Source organism: Sphingorhabdus sp. (genome assembly GCF_029865925.1).
Taxonomy (GTDB): domain Bacteria; phylum Pseudomonadota; class Alphaproteobacteria; order Sphingomonadales; family Sphingomonadaceae; genus Sphingorhabdus_B.
Map to the genome: position 1 here is coordinate 34,224 of NZ_JARXAI010000061.1, position 25,575 is coordinate 59,798.

Annotated in this window: 30 protein-coding genes, 1 tRNA gene and 1 pseudogene; 11 read left to right on the forward strand and 21 right to left on the reverse strand. The window is 53.9% G+C overall.

The genetic code is table 11. The annotated features are described in order from the left end of the window. Positions 1–38: 38 nt before the first annotated feature. Both QE270_RS06010 and QE270_RS06015 read left to right on the forward strand, forming a co-directional pair. On the forward strand, positions 39–437 hold the full coding sequence (locus tag QE270_RS06010) for a DUF3617 family protein (RefSeq protein WP_300036665.1): 399 nt from the start codon (positions 39–41) through the stop codon (positions 435–437). A 170-nt stretch (positions 438–607) separates the two neighbouring features. Further along, on the forward strand, positions 608–1,441 hold the full coding sequence (locus tag QE270_RS06015; RefSeq protein ID WP_300036749.1) for a hypothetical protein: 834 nt from the start codon (positions 608–610) through the stop codon (positions 1,439–1,441). Between the two features lie 193 nt (positions 1,442–1,634). Here the strand turns inward: QE270_RS06015 and QE270_RS06020 are convergent. Next, positions 1,635–1,711, reverse strand: a tRNA-Arg gene (locus QE270_RS06020). A 58-nt stretch (positions 1,712–1,769) separates the two neighbouring features. Between QE270_RS06020 and QE270_RS06025 the strand changes: the two genes are divergently transcribed. Next, a complete protein-coding gene (locus tag QE270_RS06025) occupies positions 1,770–2,501 on the forward strand; it encodes a queuosine precursor transporter (RefSeq protein WP_300036668.1) in 732 nt (243 codons plus the stop codon). 6 nt (positions 2,502–2,507) lie between these two features. Then, a complete protein-coding gene (locus QE270_RS06030) occupies positions 2,508–2,912 on the forward strand; it encodes a hypothetical protein (RefSeq protein WP_300036670.1) in 405 nt (134 codons plus the stop codon). Here the strand turns inward: QE270_RS06030 and purQ are convergent. From purQ to purC, 3 genes are all read right to left on the reverse strand, one after another. After that, positions 2,865–3,530 (reverse strand): phosphoribosylformylglycinamidine synthase subunit PurQ, encoded by a 666-nt coding sequence (gene purQ / locus QE270_RS06035; RefSeq protein WP_300036673.1) that lies wholly within the window; start codon positions 3,528–3,530, stop codon positions 2,865–2,867. The two genes, QE270_RS06030 and purQ, sit on opposite strands and share 48 nt — an antisense overlap. Beyond that, positions 3,530–3,760, reverse strand: a complete 231-nt coding sequence (gene purS / locus QE270_RS06040; protein WP_300036676.1) for a phosphoribosylformylglycinamidine synthase subunit PurS — start codon at positions 3,758–3,760, stop codon at positions 3,530–3,532. Before purS ends, purQ begins: the two co-directional genes overlap by 1 nt. A 172-nt stretch (positions 3,761–3,932) precedes the next feature. After that, complete coding sequence (gene purC / locus QE270_RS06045; protein ID WP_300036679.1) at positions 3,933–4,712, reverse strand: phosphoribosylaminoimidazolesuccinocarboxamide synthase; 780 nt, start codon at positions 4,710–4,712, stop codon at positions 3,933–3,935. 154 nt (positions 4,713–4,866) lie between these two features. On the opposite strand from purC, the gene aat reads away from it, so the two are divergent. After that, a complete protein-coding gene (aat, locus tag QE270_RS06050; protein WP_300036682.1) occupies positions 4,867–5,619 on the forward strand; it encodes a leucyl/phenylalanyl-tRNA--protein transferase in 753 nt (250 codons plus the stop codon). Positions 5,620–5,654: 35 nt separating this feature from the next. On the opposite strand, the pseudogene QE270_RS10755 reads toward aat, so the two are convergent. The 10 genes and pseudogenes from QE270_RS10755 to QE270_RS06100 form a co-directional block, all read right to left on the reverse strand. Further along, positions 5,655–6,065, reverse strand: a pseudogene (locus QE270_RS10755) (DUF2155 domain-containing protein); the annotation flags it as partial. Next, positions 6,062–6,448, reverse strand: a complete 387-nt coding sequence (locus QE270_RS06060; protein WP_300036743.1) for an NADH:ubiquinone oxidoreductase subunit NDUFA12 — start codon at positions 6,446–6,448, stop codon at positions 6,062–6,064. The pseudogene QE270_RS10755 and the gene QE270_RS06060, both read right to left, overlap by 4 nt. 49 nt (positions 6,449–6,497) lie before the next feature. Further along, a complete protein-coding gene (locus QE270_RS06065) occupies positions 6,498–7,010 on the reverse strand; it encodes a DUF192 domain-containing protein (RefSeq protein WP_300036685.1) in 513 nt (170 codons plus the stop codon). After that, positions 7,007–7,570 carry a DUF2807 domain-containing protein gene (locus tag QE270_RS06070; protein WP_300036746.1) on the reverse strand — a complete coding sequence of 188 codons (564 nt, stop codon included), beginning with the start codon at positions 7,568–7,570 and terminating at the stop codon, positions 7,007–7,009. Before QE270_RS06070 ends, QE270_RS06065 begins: the two co-directional genes overlap by 4 nt. A gap of 15 nt (positions 7,571–7,585) precedes the next feature. After that, on the reverse strand, positions 7,586–7,750 hold the full coding sequence (locus tag QE270_RS06075) for a hypothetical protein (RefSeq protein WP_300036688.1): 165 nt from the start codon (positions 7,748–7,750) through the stop codon (positions 7,586–7,588). Next, positions 7,723–8,346, reverse strand: a complete 624-nt coding sequence (locus QE270_RS06080; RefSeq protein WP_300036691.1) for a class I SAM-dependent methyltransferase — start codon at positions 8,344–8,346, stop codon at positions 7,723–7,725. The genes QE270_RS06075 and QE270_RS06080 overlap by 28 nt, the downstream gene beginning before the upstream one ends. Before the next feature lie 85 nt (positions 8,347–8,431). After that, the gene (locus QE270_RS06085; RefSeq protein ID WP_300036694.1) at positions 8,432–9,631 is read right to left on the reverse strand and encodes an FAD-binding domain-containing protein; all 1,200 of its coding nucleotides are present in this window, start codon (positions 9,629–9,631) and stop codon (positions 8,432–8,434) included. Positions 9,632–9,633: 2 nt separating this feature from the next. Then, positions 9,634–9,978 carry a DUF393 domain-containing protein gene (locus tag QE270_RS06090; protein WP_300036697.1) on the reverse strand — a complete coding sequence of 115 codons (345 nt, stop codon included), beginning with the start codon at positions 9,976–9,978 and terminating at the stop codon, positions 9,634–9,636. A gap of 112 nt (positions 9,979–10,090) precedes the next feature. Beyond that, a complete protein-coding gene (locus QE270_RS06095) occupies positions 10,091–10,618 on the reverse strand; it encodes a CarD family transcriptional regulator (RefSeq protein WP_295489585.1) in 528 nt (175 codons plus the stop codon). Between the two features lie 209 nt (positions 10,619–10,827). Then, positions 10,828–11,346 carry a helix-turn-helix domain-containing protein gene (locus QE270_RS06100; protein ID WP_300036700.1) on the reverse strand — a complete coding sequence of 173 codons (519 nt, stop codon included), beginning with the start codon at positions 11,344–11,346 and terminating at the stop codon, positions 10,828–10,830. 190 nt (positions 11,347–11,536) lie between these two features. On the opposite strand from QE270_RS06100, the gene QE270_RS06105 reads away from it, so the two are divergent. Then, the gene (locus QE270_RS06105; RefSeq protein ID WP_300036702.1) at positions 11,537–11,884 is read left to right on the forward strand and encodes a hypothetical protein; all 348 of its coding nucleotides are present in this window, start codon (positions 11,537–11,539) and stop codon (positions 11,882–11,884) included. Between the two features lie 270 nt (positions 11,885–12,154). After that, entirely contained in the window at positions 12,155–14,248 is a 2,094-nt protein-coding gene (locus QE270_RS06110) for a bifunctional (p)ppGpp synthetase/guanosine-3',5'-bis(diphosphate) 3'-pyrophosphohydrolase (RefSeq protein WP_300036704.1), read from the forward strand. 2 nt (positions 14,249–14,250) lie between these two features. On the opposite strand, the gene QE270_RS06115 is transcribed toward QE270_RS06110, so the two are convergent. Further along, on the reverse strand, positions 14,251–14,784 hold the full coding sequence (locus QE270_RS06115; RefSeq protein ID WP_300036707.1) for a RecX family transcriptional regulator: 534 nt from the start codon (positions 14,782–14,784) through the stop codon (positions 14,251–14,253). A 110-nt stretch (positions 14,785–14,894) separates the two neighbouring features. Between QE270_RS06115 and QE270_RS06120 the strand changes: the two genes are divergently transcribed. Next, positions 14,895–16,622 (forward strand): fatty acyl-AMP ligase, encoded by a 1,728-nt coding sequence (locus QE270_RS06120; protein WP_300036710.1) that lies wholly within the window; start codon positions 14,895–14,897, stop codon positions 16,620–16,622. A 150-nt stretch (positions 16,623–16,772) separates the two neighbouring features. Here the strand turns inward: QE270_RS06120 and arsC are convergent, their stop codons facing one another. Next, positions 16,773–17,120 carry an arsenate reductase (glutaredoxin) gene (gene arsC, locus QE270_RS06125; RefSeq protein WP_300036713.1) on the reverse strand — a complete coding sequence of 116 codons (348 nt, stop codon included), beginning with the start codon at positions 17,118–17,120 and terminating at the stop codon, positions 16,773–16,775. Positions 17,121–17,280: 160 nt separating this feature from the next. Here arsC and QE270_RS06130 point away from each other — a divergent pair, with 160 nt between their 5' ends. Then, positions 17,281–19,386: a TonB-dependent siderophore receptor gene (locus tag QE270_RS06130; protein ID WP_300036716.1), complete on the forward strand. Its 2,106-nt coding sequence runs from the start codon at positions 17,281–17,283 to the stop codon at positions 19,384–19,386. Here the strand turns inward: QE270_RS06130 and QE270_RS06135 are convergent. From QE270_RS06135 to QE270_RS06145, 3 genes are read right to left on the reverse strand one after another with little or no spacing between them, the layout of a single operon-like run. Beyond that, positions 19,383–19,946 carry a gamma carbonic anhydrase family protein gene (locus QE270_RS06135; protein ID WP_300036719.1) on the reverse strand — a complete coding sequence of 188 codons (564 nt, stop codon included), beginning with the start codon at positions 19,944–19,946 and terminating at the stop codon, positions 19,383–19,385. The two genes, QE270_RS06130 and QE270_RS06135, sit on opposite strands and share 4 nt — an antisense overlap. A 46-nt stretch (positions 19,947–19,992) precedes the next feature. Beyond that, on the reverse strand, positions 19,993–20,994 hold the full coding sequence (gene hemB / locus QE270_RS06140) for a porphobilinogen synthase (RefSeq protein WP_300036722.1): 1,002 nt from the start codon (positions 20,992–20,994) through the stop codon (positions 19,993–19,995). A 39-nt stretch (positions 20,995–21,033) separates the two neighbouring features. Beyond that, positions 21,034–22,665 (reverse strand): M23 family metallopeptidase, encoded by a 1,632-nt coding sequence (locus tag QE270_RS06145; RefSeq protein ID WP_300036725.1) that lies wholly within the window; start codon positions 22,663–22,665, stop codon positions 21,034–21,036. 194 nt (positions 22,666–22,859) lie between these two features. On the opposite strand from QE270_RS06145, the gene QE270_RS06150 reads away from it, so the two are divergent. Together QE270_RS06150 and QE270_RS06155 are read left to right on the forward strand one after the other, a co-directional pair. After that, positions 22,860–23,480: a 2-hydroxychromene-2-carboxylate isomerase gene (locus QE270_RS06150; protein ID WP_300036728.1), complete on the forward strand. Its 621-nt coding sequence runs from the start codon at positions 22,860–22,862 to the stop codon at positions 23,478–23,480. Continuing rightward, positions 23,477–24,274: a crotonase/enoyl-CoA hydratase family protein gene (locus QE270_RS06155; protein WP_300036731.1), complete on the forward strand. Its 798-nt coding sequence runs from the start codon at positions 23,477–23,479 to the stop codon at positions 24,272–24,274. Before QE270_RS06150 ends, QE270_RS06155 begins: the two co-directional genes overlap by 4 nt. Here the strand turns inward: QE270_RS06155 and QE270_RS06160 are convergent. Together QE270_RS06160 and QE270_RS06165 are read right to left on the reverse strand one after the other, a co-directional pair. Next, on the reverse strand, positions 24,271–24,705 hold the full coding sequence (locus QE270_RS06160; protein WP_300036734.1) for an acyl-CoA thioesterase: 435 nt from the start codon (positions 24,703–24,705) through the stop codon (positions 24,271–24,273). The two genes, QE270_RS06155 and QE270_RS06160, sit on opposite strands and share 4 nt — an antisense overlap. Positions 24,706–24,777: 72 nt before the next feature. After that, the coding region (locus QE270_RS06165; protein WP_300036737.1) for an acyl-CoA dehydrogenase family protein at positions 24,778–25,575 on the reverse strand (798 nt) is incomplete at its 5' end.

A 25,575-nucleotide genomic window follows, 5' to 3' on the forward strand; every position in this document is an offset into this window, starting at 1 on the left:
TTTTTCGCTGAAACGGACTGGTTTACGGACGTAAGATTATGCAACTTCGATATTATCCTATTAGCCTGTTTTTACCGTTGGCGGCAGGTGCCGCTTTTGCCGTCTCTCCAAATGATGATTTGGCGCTGCTTGATACATTAGAGCGCGGAAACTGGCAATTGCGCGCAACTGGCGGCGATCAGCCACTTACCAAAATTTGTCTTGGAAATCCCGGCGCCTTAATTCAAATCCAGCATAGCGGTGTCGCCTGCGAGCAATATATTGTCCGCACAAGCGCGAACTCGGTTACCGTTAGTTACACCTGCAAGGGACAAGGACAGGGTCTGACGACCATCCGCAAGGAATCGAACCGGATTGTCCATATTCAATCGCAGGGTATCCGGGATAACGCACCTTTTTCGTTTGCCGTGGAAGGCCGAAGAACTGGACCTTGCTGAGCAGGAAAAGCAACTCGCAGGCCTTAACCAGATATTGACCATCACTAGGTGATAAAGATGACGTGTCTTTTACGAGACACAATTTCCTCCCTGGTAAGCTGAAAAGCCGGGCGGCCCATTTTTTGTTAGAATGCCGCAATGCCGGTAATCGCGCGACCCAATATGAGTGCATGGACATCATGCGCGCCTTCATAGGTGTGCTGGTAGGCCTTATATACGATGGCGAGGGCAGGGCGATGGTCCTTACCCATACGCAGAAAGGCAATCGCCGCTTCCATTATTATGCGAACCGCTATGAAACTTTGGGCGACAATACAGCGTCACGGGTCAGCGCTCGGGATATCGAGAACATAGTCGTTGACCAGCTCTCCCAGACGCTGGCGTCCGGCAGCCAGATGCAGAGCATGTTGCTTCACGGCTCCTACACAAGTGAACAACTGCACAATGTGATCTCGCGATGCGGCAAAGTGGCGACTGAACTGGGCGTTGCGAAATATGCATGGAAACAGGAATTGCTGCGGAATGTGATGAACCGTGTCGACCTGCATGACGACCGTGTGATTATCCGGATAGATAACCGCGGTCTGCTCAACGTCATTAAGGCAGACATCTCAGTCCAACCCTCGAGCACAAATCTAACGATCGAACGTCAGGCCTTAAGGCTGCGTCGAGGGAAAGCCCTAAGACTAGTCATTCCGGCAACGCTATCAGGTGACCGTGTCCAGATGCGAGACGAGAAACTTATCGCTCTCATCGCGGAGTCCCGGGCAATCATGCAACAGATTACCGCTAATCTCGGTAAATCGATTCCGGCTCTAGCAGCCGAACGAGGCCGTTGCCGTGTTCGAATGATGAAGGTAGCCAAGCTGGCATGCCTAGATCCAGATATTGTCACTGCAATTGTGGAAGGGCGACAGCCATTAAAGCTTAGCCCAAGCAAACTTCTGGCCGCTGATTTACCGCTGGCGTGGGCAGATCAGAGGCGAGTCCTCGGGTTCGGCTAAGACCCAGCGTACATTAAAAGAAGTCTGTTTTTTGGGCCCGTGAGACGGTCCCTATTTTTTGGCTAATCGGTCTCACAACAGAGACAAGTTTGGCTTCTGCACGAATTTAGGCGCCGCCAAGGCCCGCAGAACTCCGCCGTCTTCGGCGCTCGGCGACAGAAGTCTCTGGAAAGGTGTGATGTCGCGGACTGCGTGGCGCGCCCTACAGGAGTCGAACCTGTGGCCTCAAGATTAGAAGTCTCGCGCTCTATCCAGCTGAGCTAAGGGCGCGCGCTGCGAGGTGCAATAACGGCTTTGCGCTCGAACGCAAAGCTGCTTATGTCGATTTATGCACGATGCCCCTATTCTCTCCGAAAGCGGAAGTGCGGTTACTGGCCGTCAGTTTCGGTATTATGATTTCGTTATGGCGGCCTTTGTCGCCATATTGTTGCTGTCCAACATCATCGGTGCCGCGAAACCCGCGGCGCTGACGCTGAACGGCGAGCAATGGATATTTGGCGCCGGAATATTATTTTTTCCCTTGGGCTATGTCATTGGTGACGTCTTAACTGAAGTATATGGCTACGCTCGTGCGCGCAGGGTTATTTGGGCTGGCTTTGCCGCATTGCTGTTCATGGCATTCATGAGCTGGGTTGTGGTTGCCCTCCCGCCCGCACCCGGTTGGCCGGGGCAGGCCGCTTATGAAAGCGTGTTTGGTCAAGTCTGGCGGATCGTCTTTGCGTCGATCACCGCGTTTTGGGCAGGCGAGTTCATCAACAGCTATGTCATGGCGCGTATGAAGATATGGACCGCCGGAAAGCATTTGTGGTCGCGCACCATTGGGTCGACTGTCGTAGGGCAAGGCACTGATAGCATCATTTTTTACCCACTCGCCTTTGGGGGTATATGGAGCAACGAGCAGGTCATCAGCGTTATGTTCACAAACTGGTTGTTGAAAGTGGGCTGGGAAGTGGTGCTGACGCCTGTTACTTATGGTGTTGTTGGCTGGCTTAAGCGAAAAGAAGGCGTCGACATATTCGACGAGGGAACCAACTTCTCGCCTTTTAAAACTAAAGTTTAGGATCGCATGCAAGACATATTGTTGCAGCTGGTCGAACGATGGATCGGCTATAAAACATGGCTTATTGCAGCAGTCGGCCTGACGAATGACGCGATGCATGTACATGGTTCGCTGTTGATATTGTTCCTATCTGCAGTCGTGCTTCGGCGGCGTCCAGACAGTGTCTGGTGCTGGTTGATTGTTTTGATGGCCGAACTGTCTAACGAATATGCGGACTTGCGCGGCCAAGCACCAGGCGAAGCGACATTAAACGCGTCATTACATGACCTGTACAACACGATGTTCTGGCCCACGATTATTCTATTAATGGGTCGCTTTTTATTCCCGCGCAAAAAACCGGAAAAAGTGCTGGATTCGGCACAATCAAGCGATCTGGCGGACCAGCCCCTCGAACAAGCGGCGACCGCCTGACCCGCCGTGTACGGCTTCGGTCATGCGTTCGGGATGGGGCATCATACCCAAGACATTGCCTGCTGCGTTAAGCACGCCAGCGATGTTCCGCGCGGAGCCATTGACGTTTTCGGCATAGCGGAAGGCGACGCGACCATCCCCTTCAAGTCTGTCGAGCGTATCGCTATCCGCGAAATAATTGCCATCATGATGTGCTACGGGAATGCGGACCTGTTCACCATCGGTGTAGCCTCGGGTAAAGGCAGATTGGCTATTTTCGACCGTCAAGGCGACGGTGCGGCAGACGAACCGTATGCCGGCATTGCGCATTAACGCGCCGGGCAGCAGTCCTGCCTCAGTCAATATTTGGAACCCATTGCAAACACCCAGAACAGGCACGCCGCGTCCAGCTGCTGCTATGACCGCTTGCATTACAGGTGATCTGGCCGCCATCGCACCGGAGCGTAGATAATCGCCATAGGAAAAACCCCCCGGAATGGCGATGAGGTCAAGTCCGTCAGGCAATTCGGCAGTACGATGCCATACAAGTTTCGTTTCCGTACCTGTGATGTCGCGAATCGCCACCACCATGTCGCGGTCGCAATTGGAACCGGGGAACTGAATAACTGCGGCCCGCATCAAGCCTGCTCGATTTCAAAATTTTCGATCACCATATTGGCGAGCAACTTGGTGCACATCGCCTCAAGGTCTGACGTCGAAAGACCCTGCTCATGTTGGATTTCGATAAGTCGACCGGCGCGCACGTCTTGCACGGCCGAAAAACCTAGGCCTTCAATGGCATGATGGATGGCTTTGCCTTGTGGATCGAGCACACCGTTTTTTAGTGTTACAAAAATGCGCGTTTTCATTTTGGATCCATCCGCTTGATTGTTTCAATTGCCTATAGAAGCCAGGTCGAGCGATTCAAGCCTAAGCTGACTGCAGCGAAATTTTAACTATCTTTGGAAAGCCCGTTTTTAGTGTACTGATTATATCGTAAATTTTTGGATTTTGTAATATTGTCTTGTGTAAACTATTGATTTACTTACCTTTCCGAAGCCGGTGACTGACCATATCAAGCACTGCGCCTTCGCTTTCATCGGGCATCAGGCCGAGGCGACGGGCGACTTCTTGATAGGCTTCTGCTTCGCCGCCAAGGTCACGGCGGAACCGATCCTTGTCAAGCTTCTCTCCTGTTTCAATATCCCACAGGCGGCAGCCATCCGGGCTGATTTCGTCGGCAAGAATGATCCTCGAGAAATCGCCATCGAACAGGCGTCCAAACTCCAGTTTAAAGTCGACGAGCCGAATGCCGATGGCCGCAAACATGCCGCACAGAAAATCGTTGATGCGAATTGCCATGGACGAAATGTCCTGCATTTCCTCCTGCGTTGCCCAACCAAAGCAAGCGATATGTTCTTCGGCTACCAGCGGGTCACCTAGGCTGTCGTCCTTATAGCAATATTCGAGCAATGTATGCGGAAGCGGTGTGCCCTCTTCAATGCCCAGACGCTTGGACAAGGTTCCTGCGGCTACATTGCGCACAATGACTTCAATCGGCACAATCTCCACCTGACGTATCAATTGTTCGCGCATGTTGAGGCGGCGGATGAAGTGCGTCGGAATGCCAATATGGCTCAGCCGGGTGAATACATGCTCTGACACACGATTGTTGATGACGCCCTTACCGGAAATCGTACCCTTTTTCTGGGCATTAAAGGCGGTGGCATCATCCTTGAAATATTGGATCAACGTGCCGGGTTCAGGGCCTTCGTAAAGAATCTTGGCCTTGCCTTCGTATATTTTGCGGCGGCGGGTCATATGCGGTCCCTGACTTTGCTTGAAATGACGCGCCCCGGCGGGGTTGGCTCTCACTGAGCCTAACTCTGCTGGGGCAATTGTGACTACTATAATCCATTGCATGCGTCGGCGCAATTCGAGATAGGCAATTACCTCGGACGCGAAAGGACATGTTTTGCCCATCGATCTGGATTTGCTGCTTCAGGCGTATGCCAATGGCATATTTCCGATGTCCGATGCGCGGGATGACCCCGACACCTTTTGGATTGAACCGGAATTTCGCGCTGTTATGCCGCTTGATGGCTTTCGCTTGTCAAAGTCTCTTGCCAAAACAATTCGGCAAGACCGGTTTGTTGTAACTTCCGATACTGCCTTTGCGCAGGTCATTGGCACATGTGCTGAGCCGCAGGCCGATCGGCAGGACACCTGGATTAACTCGGACATCCAAGAGGCCTTTTGCCGGCTGCACAGCCTTGGCTGGACGCACAGCGTTGAATGTTGGTCGGAAGGCCGCCTTGTGGGTGGGCTTTATGGACTTGTATTGGGACGCGCGTTCTTCGGCGAAAGCATGTTTTCGAGGGTGACCAATGCTTCCAAGGTTGCTCTGGCATGGCTGGTTGCGCGGCTTAACATTGGCGGTTTTGAATTGTTGGATTGCCAGTTTATGACTGACCATTTGGAGGGTTTAGGGGCGATTGAGATGACTCAAGGCGCGTATCTAAAGCTACTCGAAGCCGCGCTTACAAAGTCAGTTCAGATCGCTGCCGGGGTTGCTTCGTCAGGTGCCCTAGTCCCCGGTTCGGTCGGCAATTGGGGCGCACTTGATGGCGCTTTGGGCTCTGGGGTCCCCGTATCCGATGATTTCTCCTCGACAGGCGCTTCTTCGCCGGGGAAATTCATTTTGCAAGCCTTAACCCAGACATCGTAAATCGGATGTTCGACAACATTAGCAGCGGGATTTTCTTTAAATAACCAGCCGGAGAAAACATTACGCCATCTCTCTGCCTCGGTAGTGCCAGGAGGGCGTTCGTTGACGAGGAGTTGAACAAATGCACCTTCGTCGGGATAGGTTTCCCATGGTGCTGTTTTTTCGCAAGCGCGAAGTCTGACAACAACCTTGTCAAACCGAATAGCTTCACCGGGCTTTAGCTCGATATCGCGGGTCTGACCGTTCCGCTTGTTCAAAAGGCCGAGAACTGCAACGCGTTCAGCCATCGGCGTCCCAATGGATCCGCCAGTTGCGGTAGCAATTTTATCATTTGTAGCCTGTGCCTTTCCCGACTGTGCCGGCGCCTCCAGCGCATCCGTAGAAGATCCACACGCGACCAGCGTCGCCAGCAACGGCAGAACAAATAGACCGCGCATGCGGATCATAATGCGTCGGGACTCCACGCCTCATAATCGCCAGTTGCGCGCGCGCGGTGGCCGCCGCGCTCAATCGATCCTGCGGGGCGATATGCCCCTTCAGTCCCTGTCAGATTGGGAACAGCCGCAGTTTCATAACCGCGATGCGGCGGGAGGTAACTCTCCGGATCACCATCATGCGTGCCATGGAGCCAACCATGCCAATCAGGTGAAACGCGGCTGGCGTCATTGGGACCATTATAAATTACCCAGCGGCGATTGCCGTCGGATGATTGATAATATTTGTTGCCTTCGGTGTCGGTGCCCACAGCCTTGCCTTTACGCCAGCTATAGATTGCCGTGCCGATCGTAGCGCCGTCCCACCACGTGAAGATTTTACCGAGTATTCCCATGGCTTCGCGATTAGGGGCAAGCACGCTGCCGCGCAATCCTTATTTGTCCCTATTTGGCGGCCCATTTCACGGTGTCGCCCGCGGCTATGCCCAATTCAGCCGCAAGACCGCCACGCAATTCCAGCACGGCAACTACCGGTTCACCCGCTTCTACAGGTATAGTTGAATATGGGATGGTGTTATCCGCGATACTCTCAATCGTGCCGTTTGCGCGGATGAAGATGATGTCCAAGGGGATGACGGTGTTTTTCATCCAGAAACTGGCGATGCGCGGCTCGGGGAAAGGAAAGATCATCCCTGCATTGTCGGCAAGCTCGGTTCGGAACATCAACCCTTTGGCTTGCTGCGCCGAGGTTTCGGCGACCTCAACATTGAAGGCGCGAGTCGTTTTGGCGCTGGAAATGCACAAAGTTACCTGTTCTATCCCGGCGGCTGACTGACCGGCAGCTGCGCCTGGGGTGCAGCCAGCAACCTCACTTCCACCATTGGCGGGCATTGTGCATGCGGTAAGCGATAATGCAATTGCGCAGACACTGCGGCGGCTGAATTGGCTGAACTTCATTTACGTGATCCTTTTTCAATTCGGGTACAATTAATTGCGGCGCTTCCTGCTTGCTTAATAAAACAGCTTCCACTTCCGCCAACCGTAATGTTGCCTGAACCGCGATTAAATATATCCGCTTCTTCCATGGCTTGGACGTTGGATGTGGCATTTCCGTTATGCTCAAGACGAAGAGTACGCATTTTGACGTTCGGCGCATCAAACCGACCCGCGCCATCAAGCAACACTTTTCCATCCCGAACATTGCCGCTTTTAATGTCTATGTGCCCATTGCCGGCAATATTCGCCGAAAATTTATCGGTAATCAGTTTTTCAACAGCGATTGAGCCGTTGCCTGCAACAAGCATGCGAACCGCATCTGATTGAGCGACATTTGATATCTTCAATGTGCCATTGCCGGCTATGGATATGCTTTTCATGCTTTGGGTTGTTAGCTGCACGGTAATGGGTCCGGTCATCGGGGCTCCCTTGGCGTCGTTTAAGGCGCCTTGAAGGCGCACCCGCAGCGTCATGCCGACCCGCTCCAGTTTTAACCCATCAAGCAAGCGCTTTTCACCTATCGCCTGAGCGGTGGGTTACTTCCCCGTTAAAATCTCGACGTTAATGTCACCAAATACCTGAATATCTTCAAAGCTGCCAACGAGCATTTTGCGTTCTTCAGCAGACGCGGGGCCTGCTGCGGCCAAAGCCGCGGCCAGACATAAAGCACCGCTTAGTCCGCCAACCTTGCCTCGCCCCATTCCACCCAGCCGAGCCATTTCGGTGTCCTTTTCATATAATGTCCCTGCGGTGCATTACACACAAAACCAGCGTCAGATATGGCCTGCGTTACGGGCCGGGTCAAATGACAACCGCCGGCAATCCGCTTCCAAACGGGCTCAAGCCGTCTCTGCCAAGTAGCGGCATCAGTATCGGGTGCACGACCATGTTCAACGAACAGCAATCGACCACCCGGCTTAAGCACACGCTTCGCCTCCGACAGCGCGGCGTGAGGGTCCTGCACCGAACACAGCGTGAAGGTTGTGACCACGCAGTCGAAGCTGTTGTTTGCGAAAGGAAGCGCTTCTGCGATGCCGGGAATGAAGTTTGCTGTCATCCCTTTGCTTTCCAAAGCCAGTTTTGCGCGGGTAAGCAATTCAGCAGATGGGTCTACGCCGGACAGCGAACGCACATTGTTACGGTTATAAAAATCGAGATTAGGCGCGCCGCAGCCCAGCTCCAGAACATCGCCGGAAGCGAACGGCACCACCTTGGCTCGGTCATGCATCACCGCAGGTTGCGTACATGCGCAACCGATTAAGCGCGGAACTACGTTCCGGTCCCACCAATTGCTCATGCTTTAGGGTTGCCTTGGTTTAGAAGGAATTGACATTGTCCGAACAATACGCCCGCGCGTTTTTCACGCAACAGATATCTGCAGCCTATCGCGAAAGGCCCATGTCTTTAAGAATTTTGGGAATATGTTCTTTGAAAGGGAAGAAGCCTTTCGTTGCATGTGGCCAGAAGTTTTCGTCCCAAGCGCGTCGGATTTGAACCAACGGAACGCCTTCGGCGGCCAATATTGGAGCGATACGGGTCAGCGCATCGGCCACTGGGCCGATTGGGGCGTAAGGTGTGATTATTTGCTCTGCCCCTGCCGCGCGTGCTTGTGCAATCAGGGCCGCCGTATCGAAGTTACAGAGCACCGTTGTTGGGCATTTGAACGCTTTGCCAACGCGTTCAACAGCGTCTTCGGTCGCGGCCTCGACAAAGGCTCTGGCATTATTGCCCCACAGGGTTTCAGGGTCGTGTAAAACGCCGGTGCTGTTGATTTTGGTAGATACGCCAAAGACAGACTCAGGGTGCAAATCCTCCGGCGTCACTAGCAGATATGCAGGCTTATGTGCGTCGAAAAATGTGGCTTGCGGCAAGGGCCGAAGCTCCGGTGAAGCCATGTCAGCAGGCATCGTTGCTGTGATTGCCAAGCCCTTTGGTGCAAATCGGCCATTCGTAAAGCGGGCGATGTTTTCCGAAGTCGCAAGGTACGTCTTGCCAGCCGTTTGCAAGCCAGCCACCCAGCGCCATGATAAGGTGTTGCTTGCCGCATCTGCATCCACCAAATGCCGCAGGAAGAAGTCCGCGCCCAAGGCCCATGGCAGGCGCAGGGTGAAGATCCAGATTGATGCAAACCACATTCTTGCGTGGTTATGTAAATAGCCGGTCTCGACCAATTCGCGCGCCCAATCGTCAAAGCCTTCGATACCTGTTTCGCCAGCTTCTGCGCTGCGGACAGCGCGGGCGTTGGGAAAGCTGTCGCGTTGGTGGCCGCGCTCTTGTTGGAATTGCGTCCACACCGACGGGCGCATCTCAAGCCAGCCCTTCCAATATGTGCGCCACAATACTTCCTGCACATATTTCTCGGCAGCCGGAAGGCTGTTTCGTCCCAATGTCGCGCCAATGACGTCTTGCTCAGTTATCAGGCGATAGCGCAAATACGGCGACAGCTTCGAAACGGCGCCCGCTTGGTCTGGCCCGGGGTCCGTATTGCGGCCGGACGCATAAGCCTGACCTGCGCGCGGCGCGAAGTGCGTGAGGCGAGCCAGCGCAGCAGTGCGCGTCGCGGGGAAGCTTTCGGGGATCATGTTCAATCCAGTAATTTTTGCAGGCGCGGCCTGATCATGAGGAAGCGGTTATAGAGCCGTTCGAGAAGTCCAAGAACGAAGGCATTGCGTGCAATTAAGCCAAGTGGTTTCAGCAATGGTATGGCTCGCCACATTGCTGCGAAGGCGGCTGCACCGGATAGGATGACTCCATCTTCGCTGGCATGAAAACGGGCAAGCATCAATTGACGGTCAAGCGGACAAATCGCATCGGTGGGTGCTATATCCAGAAAGTCGATGGCACAGCGCTGATCAAGCCGACGCATCAATGCAATCTCGCGAATGCACAGGGGGCATGCCCCGTCATACCAGATGATTACTTTGGCCATAAATTTCCTTACCACCGACGATAGCTGTATGTCAGGCTGGGCGTTTCGCGGCATGGCTGTGCCGAAAAAAGGGCGCCGTTGCCAGCGCCCTTCAGATTTTTTTAAGGAAGCCTTATTCCGCTTTTTCGTAATATTGCGGTGCCGCCTCATTCAAGATGACGAGAATTTTCTGGAGTGCCGCTTTTTCATCGGTCTTTTCCATGGCGGCGAGCTCGCGAGCCAAACGGCTTGATGCGGCTTCGAAAATTTGCCGCTCGGAATAGCTTTGCTCTGGCTGATCGTCAGGACGGAATAGATCGCGCGTTACTTCGGCAATAGATACCAAATCGCCAGAGTTTATCTTTGCTTCATATTCCTGCGCACGGCGGGACCACATGGTGCGCTTAACCTTGGGTTTGCCCGTCAATGTGTGCATAGCTTCCTTGAGCGTCTTATCGCTCGACAGTTTACGCATGCCAACGCCTTCGGCTTTGTTAAACGGCACGCGAAGCGTCATTTTTTCTTTTTCAAAACGCAGGACATAAAGCTGAAGCTGCATCCCTGCGATTTCGGAATCCTGAAGTTCGATTACGCGTCCGACCCCGTGCTTGGGATACACCACATAATCGCCTACATCAAACATCGCCGCGTTGGACGTCATATTACGACCTTTCTGAATATTCGGGAGAAGAGCTTTTTGGACAACAAAATGTTGTCCCTAAGACTTTCCTGTTCGCCCCTTGCGTCATGAACCTGTATCAACCCGGTTTAGGTACACAGTCATCGGCCTTTCTTGGCCTGTAGATGCGGAGTGTAACAGATTCGCAACAAAAATTCAACGGCTGCTTTACTATGTGTCAGTAGCGCACATTAAATTGCGCTCAGTTTCCTGACGCGGTCGCCCATATCGTCGTTTGCATCCGCTCTGATAGGCGCGATGTCCACTGAGTTCATCCAGCTTAGATCCATATAACCAAGCACCCTTTCATCATGGCTGCGGATGGTAACTGGCAATATTGGCTGGCGGTCACGGTCGTCGACCAAAACGGGATTGGACAAAACGCCCGTACCCCATTTTTCGCCCCATTGGCGCAAAGCAATCATGGTGGGCAGCAGGTCCAGCCCCTTATCCGTTAGGCGATACTCAACCTTACGCCGGTCATCGGGGCAGGGGGTACGGTGCAATATACCGCTTTCCGTCAGGCGGGTGAGACGATTGGCCAATATATTGCGCGCGATACTGATTTCGGAGAGGAACTCCTCAAAATGGCGCACACCGTTAAAGGCCGCGCGCAGGATCATGAACGACCAACGTTCCCCCATCGCCTCCAGCGCAGTCGGAAGACCGCATTCTGCGAGCTGCTGTAACGGTTCGCGCAATTCAACCATGTCATATCCTCTTTGCCGCAGATTGGGACCGTCATCAGAAATAATCAACCGAATACGTATTTTAAGTTGCAAATAGAAACTTAAAATACTAAGTAGTGTTTCGCAACTGAATTTCAGAAGCGCAAATCGCAGGCGAAGGATCAAAAATTCCCGTCTGCCTTTTGGAATGTTAGCAAAGCTAAAGGAAAACATGATGACCCTCTCCCATTTCTCCGCTCGTTTGGGCGCCCTTGCTGCTGCCTCTGCCTTGAGCGCAGCGCTTGTTTTCGTCGCGCCGCAGGCACATGCCGCGACCAACGGTAGCTACTATAAAATTGAACTGGCCCAGCCTACCGCTGCAAAGCCTGAATTACTGCGTAGCGTTTTTGTAACGTGCGAAGGCACCAACTGCCGTGCGCCGATGGCGTCGACCGCGCCCAAGAATATGTGCGTCAGCATTGCTCGCAAGTTCGGCGCGGTTGTAGCTTTCACAGCTGGTGAACGCGTGTTCACAGCCGATGAAGTTGCGGCATGCAACGGAGACAACGTAAAGAAATAAAGCGTTAACCGATCTTTTCGGCTCCACTCTCTCTGTTATCCCAAGGCGGCATGTTTTGTGCAGGTTCTGGGGCCGAACCAGACTGCGCCGGAGGGAACACCCTTCCGGCGCATTTTTGTTAAGCCTCTGTTTCTCATTGGTCCAGCGGTGCCTGCCTTTGTCACATCCATTACCGCTTTTACCGGTTCTTTTTCTGGGCCTAACTGAGTACGAATGCGTGTGGATTAACTTTACGGTTGCATCGCAGCGTAAAAGACCCAACTTGGGCTGATGATGCGGCAATATGAACTGGTTGAACGGGTGCGGGCTTATACGCCTGACGTCGATGAAGATCGGCTGAACCGGGCGTATGTCTTCACGGTTCAGATGCATGGGGCGCAAAAACGTGCGTCGGGTGATCCCTATTTCAGCCATCCCGTAGAGGTCGCTGGCCTGATGACTGACCTCAAAATGGATGAGGACACGATAATCACGGCGTTGCTGCATGACACGGTGGAAGATACGCTGACCTCGATCGAAGACATCGAAAGCCGCTTTGGCCCTGAAGTGGCGCGCTTGGTTGATGGCGTCACTAAGCTGTCGAGAATTGAAGCCCAGACCGAGGACGAGCGTGCAGCAGAAAATCTGCGCAAGTTTTTGCTCGCGATTTCCGATGATATCCGCGTGCTTTTGGTCAAGCTTGCTGACCGCCTGCATAATATGCGGACGCTGCACTTCATCAAAAGCCCCGAAAAGCGCAGTCGTATCGCCAAAGAAACCATGGATATCTATGCGCCGCTGGCCGAGCGGATTGGCATGTATGAATATATGCGCGAGATGCAGTTGCTCGCGTTTGAACAGTTGGAGCCCGAGGCGTATCAGACGATCACAGGGCGCCTAAAGCAAATTCGCGATAAGGCCGATGTCGAAATTGACCAGATCAACCAGACCATCGCTTGGGAAATGGAGCAAGCTGGGCTGAAAATCAAAATTTCGGGGCGTGAGAAACATCCCTATTCCATCTGGAAAAAGATGCAGGAACGCCATGTCGCGTTTGAACAACTGACCGATATCAACGCATTTCGGGTAATAACAGAAACGACCGAAGATTGTTACCGTGCTTTGGGTGTGCTTCATCGCCGGTGGCAAATGGTGCCCGGGCGTTTCAAAGACTTCATCTCTACACCCAAGCGCAATGGCTATAAATCGGTTCATACCACCATCATGTTCGCCAAAAACATGCGCGTTGAGGTGCAGATCAGAAGCGCTGAGATGCACCGCGCCTCCGAGCATGGCTTTGCCGCGCATTGGGCATATAAACAGGTGGATAAGCCCGATGGGCAAGCGGGGTGGTTGCGCGACCTGATTGAGATTCTGGATACCAGTCAAGACGCAGAGGATATGCTCGAAAACACGCGTATGGCGATGTATCAGGACCGCATTTTTGCGTTCACACCCAAAGGCGCTCTACATCAGCTGCCGAAGGGATCAACCGTCGTTGATTTCGCTTATGCTGTGCACACTGACCTAGGCGACAAGGCCGTTGGCGGGAAAGTGAACGGCCGGCATGTTCCGTTGCGTACGCAATTGCACAATGGCGACATGGTCGAAATACTAAAATCAAAGGCGCAAGAACCACAACAAGCCTGGATGAATTTTGTGACCACGGGCAAGGCGCGCGCCGCCATCCGCCGCCATGTCCGGCATCGCGAACGGCACGAGTTGGTCGCGATTGGCCGCAAATTATATGAAGAAGTGGCCGCGCGCATGCCAGGCAAAATTGGTAAAAAGGCGCTGACGGCGGCAGTCACCCGGTTGAAGTTGGAGGACGAGGATGAGTTGATGCGTCGCATTGGCTTAGGCAAAATCAACGACCGCGCGTTGATGGAGGCACTGGTGCCCGGGTTTGACGTAAATGGCATTGCCTTAGATTTTCCGGGGCAGGAGCATGCGATTTCGATCCGTGGACTGACCCCTGGAGTGGGTTATCATCTGGGCGAATGCTGCCACCCTATCCCGGGCGATCGGATTGTTGGATTACGTTTGCTGGACCAGCCAGTTGAGGTCCACACGATCGAATGCGAACGGCTGGCAAGCGGAATGGATGCCGACTGGGTCGATTTAAGTTGGGGGCAGGGTAGCGATGGCGCGTCCGCCCGACTCCGTGTTATTATCCACAACAGGCCCGGTACATTGGGCGAAATTGCAGGGATATTTGGTTATCACAAGGCCAATATCATCAACTTGCGGATGATCGCGCGGGATGAGGAATTCCATACGTTCGAGGTAGATCTTGAGGTGCATGATCTCCAGCACCTGATGCGTATAATTTCCGCGTTGCGCGCTTCCGAGGCAGTGGCGACAGCGGACCGTGTTTATGACTAAGCTTAATCTTCCCTGATGTCATCGCCGGGTTCTGCGTAGACAAACCGTTTCGCCAAATCGAAACCATGTCCAGCGCGCAAGAAGGCGTTTAGCTGCTTTTGCCGCTTTTCAGGCGGTGCCGCGTCTTGCGCAAAAGGCCCAAGCCGCTTGCGCCGCGCAAAGTTTTCGGCAGCGCTGAAAATGCTTTCTTCCATATGCGCTTTGGCCGCAATGGCATCTGCGTTGCCGATGCCGCTGGCACGCAAATCCTCGTTAAGGCGTCGTTCGCCAAAGCCCCTGCGGACGAAGGACCGACTGCGCGCCTCCGCAAATTGGGCGTCGTTTATATAACCAAGTGCAGCGAATTGTTCGGTCAAAGCTGCGATATCCGCTGGGCGTTCATCATCCCACCCCCGCTCGCGGGTCTTACGCGCCAGATAGCCGGATAATTTCGCCTGCGTGGTCGCATATTTTCCAACATAAAACAGCGCCAACTGGCGCATCCGTTCCTCATTTAACGGTGGAGCGGGCTTTTTTGCAGGGCGCGGACGGTTCACGCCCTATTCTTGCCACAGTCGGGTCGAAATTTGAACTGCTATCCTTAGCTATTAAGACACGCTAATAGAGACATCTCGGGTGGTCACCCGAACATGCTATGGGAAAATTTATGAGCGAACTCGCACCCACGCCAACGCAGGACAGCTTGCCGCGCCGGTTTTCCGACTTTGCCACCTTGGGTGCGGCGCTTGATTACGCCGCTTTAGGTAAGCGCGGGCTGAACTTCCACGACATGCGTGGTCAGCTATCGCAGCCTTATGCCTACAGCGAAATGCGTGAAGACGCCCTCAAAATGGCCTATCGCCTTATCAGCCATGGCATTCGCAAGGATGACCGTGTCGCCTTGGTTGCCGAAACCGGCCCAAATTTCGCTGCGCTGTTCTTTGGCTGCGTTTATGCTGGCGCATGGCCAGTGCCGCTTCCGCTGCCGACTTCCTTTGGCGGCAAGGAAAGCTATGTCGACCAATTGTCGGTGCAGTTGAAAAGCTGCGATCCCAAGATCCTCTTCTTCCCTGCGGAACTTGCCGACATGGCAAATGACGCAGCGCGCGCTTGCGATGTGGAGGGCATTGATTGGGAAAGTTTCGGCGACTTGATTGCCCTGAAAAGCGCATTGCCCGAGGCGAACACCGACGAAGTTTGCTACTTGCAATATTCCAGCGGGTCGACCCGGTTCCCGCACGGCGTTGCGGTGACGCACAAGGCGTTGTTGAATAATTTGTCGGCACACTCGCACGGTATGGAAGTGACCGATAATGATCGCTGCGTGTCGTGGCTGCCATGGTATCATGACATGGGTCTCGTCGGTTGTTTCCTATCACCGGTGGCAAATCAGGTTTCGACCGATTATATGAAGACTGAGGATTTTGCGCGGCGTCCACTGGCCTGGCTTGACGTGATTAGCGCGGCCGACGGGACGGTCATCAGCTACTCGCCGACATTCGGCTACGACATTTGTGCGCGGCGGATTTCAAGCCAGAGCAATGTGAGCGACCGCTTTGACCTGTCAAAATGGAGGCTTGCGGGCAATGGCGCGGATATGATCCGCCCAGACGTAATGCAGGCATTTGTAGATGCCTTCGGCGATGCCGGCTTCAAGGCGTCATCGTTCTTGCCCAGCTATGGCCTTGCCGAAACGACGCTGGCGGTATCGATTATGCCGCCGGGCGAAGGTATTCAGGTTGAGCTGGTCGAAGAGACCGAACTGACTGGCCATCCGGGCTCGCCTGACCGCCCGATCCGGTACCGCGCAATCGTCAATTGTGGACGTGCCGTGAAAGACATGACCATCGAAATCCGCGACGAGAACCACAAGCCACTTGCCGATAAGACCATTGGCAAAGTGTGGTGCACTGGTCCGTCGTTGATGAAAGAATATTTTCGCGACAAGGAATCGACCGATGCGTGTTTGGTCGATGGCTGGCTGGATACCGGCGACATGGGATATTTGTCGAACGGCTATATTTACATCGTTGGCCGCGCCAAGGATATGATCATCATCAACGGCAAAAACCATTGGCCGCAGGACATTGAATGGGCGGTGGAGCAATTGCCGGGCTTCAAGGCTGGCGACATTGCGGCCTTCTCGGTCACAACACCTGGCGGTGAAGAAACGCCAGCGGTGTTGGTGCAGTGCCGCACCACCGACGAAGTCGAGCGCGCAAAGCTGCGCGAACAGATCCGTGACAAGGTGCGATCTGTCACGGGTATGAACTGCGTTGTGGAACTGGTGCCGCCACGCACCTTGCCCCGCACAAGCTCAGGCAAGATGAGCCGTGCCAAGGCGCGCAACCAGTATCTTTCGGGTGAGATACAACCTTATGCAATCGCGGCCTGATTTATTCAGGGTGGAAACCGAAGCTGAACTTGCCATGGCCCAGCAATTGGGCTGCAAGAACATCCAGGGCTATTATTTTGGGCGGCCAATAGGTTTTGCTGACAGCCTTGGGCTATTCCCAATCCCGCGGCCCGCCGTCGTGAGACCACTTTATAATATTTCGCGCACTTTGTCCTGAGGTCGGCAGAGGCGAACACCTTTATCGGTTCTTACAAAGGGGCGCTCGACCAAAATGGGATGCTCTACCATCGCGTCGAGAATATGGTCTGCCGACGCGCCATCAATAATACCCAGTTCCTCCGCGGGTGAACCGCGCGTCCGAAGTGCTTCACGCGGCGTTAGTCCCGCGTCTTCGCACAACTTGACCAGCGTTGCGCGGTCAAATGACTGTTTGCGGTATTCAATGACGTTAACTGTGACGCCGTCTGTTTCCTGAAGGATGGCAAGCGTCTTACGCGATGTTCCGCAATCGGGATTGTGCCAGATTGTTGCATGCATTTTTCGAGTTCTTCCTAAGAGGCCGCAATCGTTACCGCATCTACGTTTGCCTGTAGCAAAAACAAACCAAAATACGTAAATTTTTAGTTGTAAATGATAACGATTCTCAATAGGTGCCAGTAATCAATTTTGCGAACTATTATCAATAAAAAGGTTTTTTATGTTCCGGCTGTCTTCGTCGCTTATCGCTGTGTTGTCAGCATCCTTATGTGCGCAACCAGTCTTTGCCGAAGAAGCTGCTTATGATGTCGATGCAACCGATGATAGCCGAACAATCATCGTTACCGGCATGGGTGATGGCTATCTTGCATCAAACTCGGTCACGGCAACGAAGACTGATACGCCGCTGATCGACATTCCCCAGACAATCAATGTCGTCACGCGTGAACAATTGGATGATCAGGCGCACCATTCTTTGGCCGACATATTGCGTTATGTCCCCGGTACCACCGTCGGCCAGGGTGAGGGCAATCGCGACCAGATTACCTTGCGTGGTCAAAACACCACCGCAGATTTCTTCCTCGATGGCGTACGTGACGATGTGCAATATTATCGCGGCCTATATAATATTGAGCGCGTCGAGATACTCAAAGGGCCCTATGCGTTGATCTTTGGTCGCGGCGGCGGCGGCGGTATCATCAACCGTGTTCAGAAATCTCCGGTGATCGATGATTTCATTTATGCCGGGCCAGCCAGCATCAACAGTTTTGGGGCATATGATGCGTCAGTAGATTTGAACACGCCTTTAAGTGGGGCCGCAGCAGTGCGGATCAATGCGGTCTACGAAAGTCTCGACAGCCACCGCGATTATTTTGGCGGAGAACGCTATGCATGGAATCCCTATATCGCTTTTAACCTCAACGATGCTTGGAAGCTCGGGTTCTCCTTTGAATATGTGAATGACGACCGCACAACAGACCGAGGCATCCCGTCCATCGCGACTGCGGCAGGTCAGCCGAACCGCCCCATTTCTGGCTATCGTGACCAGTTTTTTGGAACGCCCGGCGTTAACCGTACCCGATTTGAGGCGCAAATTGCGAAGCTTCGGCTTGATGGCCAATTGGCGGCTAACCTTACCTTCAGCGGTACGATGTTGTATGGCGACTATGACAAGACTTATATGAACGTCTATGCAAATGGTGCTGCCAGTGCCCAGAATGGCACCGTCGCCTTGGCCGCGTACAGCGACCCGACACAACGGGAAAATTTCATCGCGCAGGCTAATCTTGTCTGGGATGTTGAAACCGGTCCATTGGCACATAAAATCCTCATCGGCGCCGAATATGGTGACCAGCAATCCGCGAACCGCCGTTTCAATGGGGTACTTTCCAGCAGCACGCTGAACCTTGCCAATCCGGTATTCCCGACCGTTGCTTTCAACATGCTGACTCGTGACACTGTGTCAGATGTCACCTTCTCCTCAGTCTATGTTCAGGACCAGATCAGCCTTGGCGACCATATCGATTTTGTCGCTGGCCTTCGCTATGATAGTTTCGACATCAACGGTTCGGATTTGCTTCCCGCAATCGACCGGCCCTTTGCGCGAAAGGATGAAAAGGTAAGCCCACGGCTTGGTGTCATCTTTAAGCCACAGGAAAATATCTCGCTTTACAGCAGCTTCAGCCAGTCTTTCCTGCCACGTTCAGGCGACCAGTTTTTGGCGCTGACGGTTTCGCAGGAAAACCTCGCGCCGGAGAAATTCACGAACTATGAAGTGGGCGCAAAATGGGATGCGCAGCCGAATTTGAACCTTACGCTTGCGGTCTTTCAGCTGGAACGCAGCAACGCCACTACGCCTGACCCACTCAATCCGTTGGCGAGCATCAATATCGGCAAAACCCGGACGCAAGGCGTTGAACTGGCAGCGACGGGTAAGATTACGTCCCATTGGCAAGTACATGGCGGCTACAGCTATCAAGATGCGCAATTGGTGGGCAATGACAGCGTGCGTTTGGGGCAAGTACCCAAACAACAGGCGAGCCTATGGAACCGCTATGACCTCCATTCCAACTTTGCGGTCGGTCTTGGGATCATCCATCAATCGAGCCAGTTTGCCGCCATAAGGACGACCGCGAACACGACTAAGCTACCTGCATTCACGCGGATTGATGCCGCATTATTTTATGACGTAAGCGACACGGTGCAGTTGCAGATGAACATCGAAAACCTGTTTGACGCCAATTATTATTCGGACGCGCACAACAATAACAATATCTCAACGGGCGCGCCGATCAACGGCCGCTTGACAATTCGCGCGCAGTTTTAAGCTTCGGAGATGGCAGCGGCGTGGGCCCTGGCGTTGAGGACATAATGCGCAACGCCAACCCGCATCCCCATGATGGCGGCGTCGTCAAGTTCGCGGACAAAGCGCGCAGGCGACCCTGCCCATAATTGCCGCGTTTCGATCCTCTTGCCTTGTGTTAGCATCGCGCCAGCGGCCAGCATTGCATCGCCTTCAATCACTGCGCCGTTCATCACGGTCGCGGATAGGCCGACAAAGGCACGGTCATGCAAAATACAACCGTGCAGCATAACATTATGCCCAACCAGCACATCATCGCCGATGATGGTTGGAAAGCCGTCCTCAACCCCCGGCATGGGGCCGTCGCAGTGGATGCTGCTGCCGTCCTGAATATTTGTTCGCGCGCCAATAACCACACGGTTTACCTCCGCACGGATGACGCAATTGTACCAAATGCTGGCCTCTGCGCCGATGGTAACATCACCGATAATTCGGCAACCCGGCGCGATGAAGGCACTATCGTGAATTTGGGGACTTTTGCCATTCAACGTGATGATGCTGACATCTGCGCGGGGATTGGTCATTTGTTTTTCCATAGCTTAAAGTGCGGAGGACGGTTGCGTTTACGCGTTACCCTTTAAGCAAACGCGCCGCCAATGCCGCGTGATAGGTTAGAATTCCTGAACACCCAGCACGCTTGAAAGCCATGAGCGTTTCGAGCACAAGTGCATCGCGGTCGCCAGCACCCACTGCGGCAGCGGCCTCGACCATCGCATATTCGCCGGACACTTGATACGCGAACACAGGCACATCGAAGCGTTCACGCACGCGGCGAACGATATCTAGATATGGCAGGCCGGGTTTCACCATGACACTGTCTGCGCCTTCGGCAATGTCCATTGCCACCTCACGCATGGCTTCATCGGTGTTTGCCGGATCCATTTGGTAACATTTCTTGTTACCCTTTAGCAGGCCGCGTGATCCCACCGCATCGCGGAACGGGCCGTAAAAGGCGCTGGCATATTTGGCAGCGTAGGACATGATCTGGACATTATGGTGCCCGTTCATTTCAAGCGCCCTGCGAATGGCGCCCACACGTCCATCCATCATGTCGCTTGGCGCAATGATGTCAGCGCCTGCATTGGCCTGATTGATCGCTTGGTCGACGAGCACCGCGACGGTTTCATCGTTCACAACATAGCCGTCATCATCGATCAAACCGTCTTGTCCATGGGTGGTATACGGGTCAAGCGCGACATCGGTAAGGACGCCAATCTGGTCGCCATGCGCTTCCTTGATCGCACGAATGGCGCGGCACATGAGGTTATCGGGATTAGACGCCTCGGCACCATCCCCGCTGCGCCGCTCAGCCTGGGTATTTGGGAACAATGCGATGCAGGGTATGCCCAATTCAATGGCTTCGGCAGCACGCATTACAATCTGGTCAACTGACCAACGCGAAACACCCGGAAGCGTCGCAATCGGATCTTCAACGGCCTGCCCCTCGGTCACAAATAATGGCCAGATGAGATCGGCAGGAGAAAGCATGGTCTCGCGGACCATCGATCGGCTCCAGCCAGTTTTGCGGGTGCGGCGCAGGCGGCTGTTTGGAAAAGAAGATATATCGCTCATCCACTCCACTTAGCGTCGATGGTAAATATCCTCAACGCCTTATCCGCCGGTCGGCAAGCGGCCATCCCGAAGCGTTAGCCGATCGATTTCCCGCTTGGGCGCTTCGTCTTTCTTTGGCGCAGTCTGCAACGGTGTCAGTGCTGCGCCTGCCTTCACCGATTTCAAACGCTGCAAGTTACCCTTAAACCGCGCGAGGTCGCTGCCCGAAAGCTGCGCACGTTGTGTGAATTTGACTGACATCGGGTTTATAGCCCGCCCATTGCGATACAGTTCATAATGCAAATGCGGACCAGTCGACAGGCCAGTCGACCCCACATAGCCAATGATTTGCCCGCGCCGCACTCTGCTGCCGGGACGCGCGGCAATCCGGCTCATATGGCCATAGCCGCTGGCAAGGCCGCCGGCATGATTGAGCTGGACAAAATTGCCATATCCACCTTTGCGACCTGCATAAGCAACAACGCCGTCGGTTACGGCAAAGATTGGTTGGCCATAGCTAGCCTTGAAATCAAGACCACTGTGCATGCGCATATAACCCAAGATCGGGTGCCGCCTGCTACCAAATCCTGATGTTACTCCGCCGTTAACGGGGCTACTGAACGCGCCTTTGGATTCGCCAACACCAGATGCCTCAAACCATTGGCTGCTGTCTCCTACTGCCCATTTCAACATCTGGATCGCAGGTTTACCATTACGGTCAACGCCGGCATATAACAGATTGCCCACTTTGACCTCGCCGGTCTCGGCGCGTTTGTAGTCCAATATGATGTCGAATTCATCGGTGGGGCGAATAGATGATAATGATGTCCGCCCGGCAATAACCTTCAGATAATCCTGAATAGCGGCGGTTGGTGCACCCGCTGCCCGTGCCGAACGGTAAATGCCCTGACTGCCTACCGTTCCACGAATACGCAACGGTGTGTTGTCGACGTTAATTGGCTTGCTGTTCAGTCTTAAGCTGCCGCCTTCACGATTTATTTCAAGATTGAGGTCAAAGCGTGCGCGAAACGCAACCGATTCAAGCGGTCGTGCCTGGTCTTTAGACTGCCGCTGGCCAAGGACGATATCAATGGGAGTGCCAGGTTCAATGTCGGACAAAGTGGTAACAGCTGACACCATATTGACGATGTTCGCCGCCTCGTCGCCGCCAACGCCAGAGCGTTGCAGCATGCGGGCGAAGCTGTCACCGCGGCCCAAGGATGCGGTGAGTTCGATACGCGGCCGTTCCGGGCTTCCGGCTAGCGCGACGACAGCGTCTGTGGCGGCCATTCTTTTACCGCTGTCGCTACCGTAAGCGATAGGCATGATCATTTGCGCGCGGGCTTCTTCAAACTCGGCCGCTGTCGGCATTGATGGTTGCGCGCCATAGATTGGACCATAATCTGGAGCTAGTGCAAGCGCGGCAACGCTTAACAAAGTCAAGGTAGCCAGGCCGCGGAACCAGCGGACTGAGCCGATATCCTCGCCAAGGTCCGGCACAAGATCGAAATTCGCAAGACGCGAACGCCAGCTTACCCCAGAAGTGCGGGTTTCGGGGCTGTACCGCATTGATGGGGTGACGGAGTTAGGCAGCATAATGGAGGCATCCCAGCCAGGCCCAGATAGCCGTGTCTCTCCGCCTTCAAACATCAAATGTGTAATCCACGACCCTGTCCCCAAACAATCGGGCATTTTAACGCCACCGTCCCTGTGACGCCTTATGGTTAAAGTCAAATTAAGACAGGCTATGGTCAAGCATAAGTAAGGCAAATGGTGCAAATTCAGGGACAAGCGCAGGAACCTGTGGCCAAGCGCCGCAGTCTGGAATATTCGGCTTCAATTAATGAACGGCGATGCTATTGCTGATCGCGCGAACGGAGAATGATATGGGCGGCAACCGCATCGAGTTTTTCTATGATCTTTCAAGCCCATGGACCTATATCGCTTTCCACAATCTTGCAGGCGTAATGGAACGCACTGGTGCGTCAGTGCGCTTGCGGCCGATATTGGTTGGCGGGGTGTTCAATGCGGTCAATCCGTCGGTATATGCTGCGCGAGAAGCGGCGGATAACCCCAAATTCAAACATAGTTGGCGCGTGATGAAGGATTGGGCGGCGCTGGCGGGCATTGAAATCAATTTCCCAAGCGCGTTTCATCCTGCAAAAAGTATCAATGCCATGCGGATGGCGTGTACGTTGGACTGTGACCAGCAAGCACTGACAAATTTCACGCGGGCCGCGTTTGAAAGCTATTTTGGCGCGCAGGAAAATCTCGACGATCCCGATGTTTTGATCGCTGTAGCGAACAAGATTGGTCTCGACGGCGAAGCGATGCGCGCTGAATCACAGACTGATGCAGTTAAGGCCCGTCTGCGCGCCAACACCGATGAGGTTATCGCGCGCGGCGGCTATGGATCGCCGACGATATTTGTCGACACTATGAAAATGTATTTTGGCAATGACCAATTGCCACTTGTAGAATTTGCACTGAACAGGAGCCTTGCATGAACGACCGCGTTTCCATTGCTATCGATAATCACGTCGCTGACGTCCGGCTTACCCGCGCGGACAAGATGAACGCGCTTGATCCAGCGATGTTTCAGGGGATCATCGCCGCAGGTGAAGAGCTTGCATCCATGAAGGGCGTGCGCGCGGTGGTTCTCTCGGGTGAGGGGCGCAGCTTCTGTGCCGGGCTTGATATGGCCAGCATGGCGAATGGCGGCGCGAGTGCAAGCAGCGGTATGGGCAGCCTGACCGACCGGACGCATGGCAACGCCAACACATTCCAGCAAGTCGCGATGCTTTGGCGCAAACTTCCAATGCCAGTCATCGCGGCTGTCCATGGCGTGTGTTTTGGCGGCGGATTGCAAATTGCCAGTGGTGCTGACATCCGCGTGGTCGCGCCAGATGCGCGGATGGCCGTGATGGAGATGAAGTGGGGCCTTATCCCCGATATGGGAGGCTATGCCTTGTGGCGCGGCATGGTGCGTGAAGATATGCTGCGCGAACTTACCTACACCAACCGCGAATTTTCAGGGGCCGAGGCGCTAACGTTAGGCTTTGCAACATTCGTGGATGACAACCCCCATAACCGCGCTATGGCGATTGCCCGCGAGATTGCGGATCGCAACCCAGAGGCAATGTGCGAAGCAAAGGCACTTTTTAACGAATATGCCGATATGGACGAAGACGCGATATTAATGGCAGAAAGCGTCCGTCAAGCGCGCGTCATTCGTCAACCCAACCAAATTGAAGCGGTCATAGCCGGAATGCAGAAACGGGCAGGGGTTTTTACCGATTAAGCGGACTTAACGTGCAACCGTTCAAATTCGCCGCGCAGATCCTTTGGGATTACGGTCGGGCCATTGGCGTCGGTTAGGACGACGGTGGTGATGCAGGTCGCCTTGCATTCTCCGCCTTGAAATGCGGCGGACGCGATGTCCCAACTGCTGTTCCCGATCCGCAATATGCCACTGGCAATTTCGACATGCTCGGGGAAATGTGCCTCGGCAATGTAATCAAGTGCAACGCTTACGATCAGCCAGCGTTGCCCCGGCGCACGGCGCTCAACCGCAATAGCGTGGTTGAACATACCGCGGCCATGTTCGAATAATCCAGCCATTGCGACATTGTTGATATGCCCCAACAAATCCTGATCCGCAAAGCGCGTTTGGGTGCGGTGGTTGAAAGGATAGCTTGCAGGGTCAAGCTGCCAGCTTTGCGGTTTGGGCATAGAATGGAACCTCAATAGAATATGTAACCCTGAAACAAGTTCAGGGTGAAGGGTGTTGTATAGACAGTGGTTTTACAAACCCCGACCGATCAGTTCCTTCATGATCTCGTTCGTACCCCCAAAGATCCGCGTTACGCGCGCTGCGCGCCACATGCGGGCGATGGGATATTCGTTCATATATCCTGCACCGCCATGGAGTTGCAGGCAGGCATCAACGACTTCCCACTGAAGGTCGGTGTGCCACAATTTTGCAGCAGCGCCTTCTTCGGCAGTGAGTTCTTTCTTGTAATGGCGGTTCAATGCCCAATCGAGGTGCGCCCACCCGACCTGAAGTTTCGTCTTGATATCGGCCAGCACGAAGCGGGTGTTTTGGAAGTCGAGCAACGGCTTACCAAAGACGATCCGGTCGCGGCAAAAGGCAACGGTTTCGTCAAATGCCTTTTGTGTGCTCGCCATGGACGACACTGCGATGGAAAGGCGTTCCTGCGGCAGTTCGCTCATTAGATAAATGAAACCCTTGCCCTCTTCACCCAAGCAGTTGGTTATGGGGACGCGGACATCTTCGAAGAACAATTCCGATGTGTCGGCTTCGTCCATGCCGATTTTATCAAGGTTGCGGCCGCGCTTAAATCCTTCGCGCTCAGCTTCAACGAGGACGATCGACATGCCCTTATAGGCAGGTTGAATCTCGGTGTCTGTTTTGACGCAGACAAGGATCAGGTCCGCATTCTGACCATTGGTGATGTAGGTTTTGCTGCCGTTGATCACGTAATGATTACCGTCTTTTTTGGCAGTAGTCTTCATAGCCTGAAGATCGCTGCCGGTGCCGGGCTCAGTCATCGCTATAGCGGTGATGACCTCGCCTGAGTT

Excerpts from the sequence above, each read along its gene's own strand:
- arsC (WP_300036713.1), bottom strand. The coding sequence starts at position 17,120 with ATGCATGCAACAATCTGGCACAATCCCGATTGCGGAACATCGCGTAAG.
- QE270_RS06015 (WP_300036749.1), top strand. The coding sequence starts at position 608 with ATGGACATCATGCGCGCCTTCATAGGTGTGCTGGTAGGCCTTATATAC.
- purC (WP_300036679.1), bottom strand. The coding sequence starts at position 4,712 with ATGACCCGCCGCCGCAAAATATACGAAGGCAAGGCCAAGATTCTTTAC.
- QE270_RS06075 (WP_300036688.1), bottom strand. The coding sequence starts at position 7,750 with ATGGGGCGAGGCAAGGTTGGCGGACTAAGCGGTGCTTTATGTCTGGCC.
- hemB (WP_300036722.1), bottom strand. The coding sequence starts at position 20,994 with ATGAGCGATATATCTTCTTTTCCAAACAGCCGCCTGCGCCGCACCCGC.
- purS (WP_300036676.1), bottom strand. The coding sequence starts at position 3,760 with ATGAAAACGCGCATTTTTGTAACACTAAAAAACGGTGTGCTCGATCCA.
- QE270_RS06105 (WP_300036702.1), top strand. The coding sequence starts at position 11,537 with ATGATGACCCTCTCCCATTTCTCCGCTCGTTTGGGCGCCCTTGCTGCT.
- QE270_RS06110 (WP_300036704.1), top strand. The coding sequence starts at position 12,155 with ATGATGCGGCAATATGAACTGGTTGAACGGGTGCGGGCTTATACGCCT.
- purQ (WP_300036673.1), bottom strand. The coding sequence starts at position 3,530 with ATGCGGGCCGCAGTTATTCAGTTCCCCGGTTCCAATTGCGACCGCGAC.
- QE270_RS06145 (WP_300036725.1), bottom strand. The coding sequence starts at position 22,665 with ATGCCCGATTGTTTGGGGACAGGGTCGTGGATTACACATTTGATGTTT.
- QE270_RS06160 (WP_300036734.1), bottom strand. The coding sequence starts at position 24,705 with ATGCCCAAACCGCAAAGCTGGCAGCTTGACCCTGCAAGCTATCCTTTC.
- QE270_RS06080 (WP_300036691.1), bottom strand. The coding sequence starts at position 8,346 with ATGAGCAATTGGTGGGACCGGAACGTAGTTCCGCGCTTAATCGGTTGC.
- QE270_RS06150 (WP_300036728.1), top strand. The coding sequence starts at position 22,860 with ATGGGCGGCAACCGCATCGAGTTTTTCTATGATCTTTCAAGCCCATGG.
- QE270_RS06025 (WP_300036668.1), top strand. The coding sequence starts at position 1,770 with ATGCACGATGCCCCTATTCTCTCCGAAAGCGGAAGTGCGGTTACTGGC.
- QE270_RS06065 (WP_300036685.1), bottom strand. The coding sequence starts at position 7,010 with ATGAAGTTCAGCCAATTCAGCCGCCGCAGTGTCTGCGCAATTGCATTA.
- QE270_RS06130 (WP_300036716.1), top strand. The coding sequence starts at position 17,281 with ATGTTCCGGCTGTCTTCGTCGCTTATCGCTGTGTTGTCAGCATCCTTA.
- QE270_RS06135 (WP_300036719.1), bottom strand. The coding sequence starts at position 19,946 with ATGACCAATCCCCGCGCAGATGTCAGCATCATCACGTTGAATGGCAAA.
- QE270_RS06095 (WP_295489585.1), bottom strand. The coding sequence starts at position 10,618 with ATGACGTCCAACGCGGCGATGTTTGATGTAGGCGATTATGTGGTGTAT.
- QE270_RS06010 (WP_300036665.1), top strand. The coding sequence starts at position 39 with ATGCAACTTCGATATTATCCTATTAGCCTGTTTTTACCGTTGGCGGCA.
- QE270_RS06030 (WP_300036670.1), top strand. The coding sequence starts at position 2,508 with ATGCAAGACATATTGTTGCAGCTGGTCGAACGATGGATCGGCTATAAA.
- QE270_RS06085 (WP_300036694.1), bottom strand. The coding sequence starts at position 9,631 with ATGATCCCCGAAAGCTTCCCCGCGACGCGCACTGCTGCGCTGGCTCGC.
- QE270_RS06155 (WP_300036731.1), top strand. The coding sequence starts at position 23,477 with ATGAACGACCGCGTTTCCATTGCTATCGATAATCACGTCGCTGACGTC.
- QE270_RS06100 (WP_300036700.1), bottom strand. The coding sequence starts at position 11,346 with ATGGTTGAATTGCGCGAACCGTTACAGCAGCTCGCAGAATGCGGTCTT.
- QE270_RS06060 (WP_300036743.1), bottom strand. The coding sequence starts at position 6,448 with ATGGGAATACTCGGTAAAATCTTCACGTGGTGGGACGGCGCTACGATC.
- QE270_RS06090 (WP_300036697.1), bottom strand. The coding sequence starts at position 9,978 with ATGGCCAAAGTAATCATCTGGTATGACGGGGCATGCCCCCTGTGCATT.
- QE270_RS06120 (WP_300036710.1), top strand. The coding sequence starts at position 14,895 with ATGAGCGAACTCGCACCCACGCCAACGCAGGACAGCTTGCCGCGCCGG.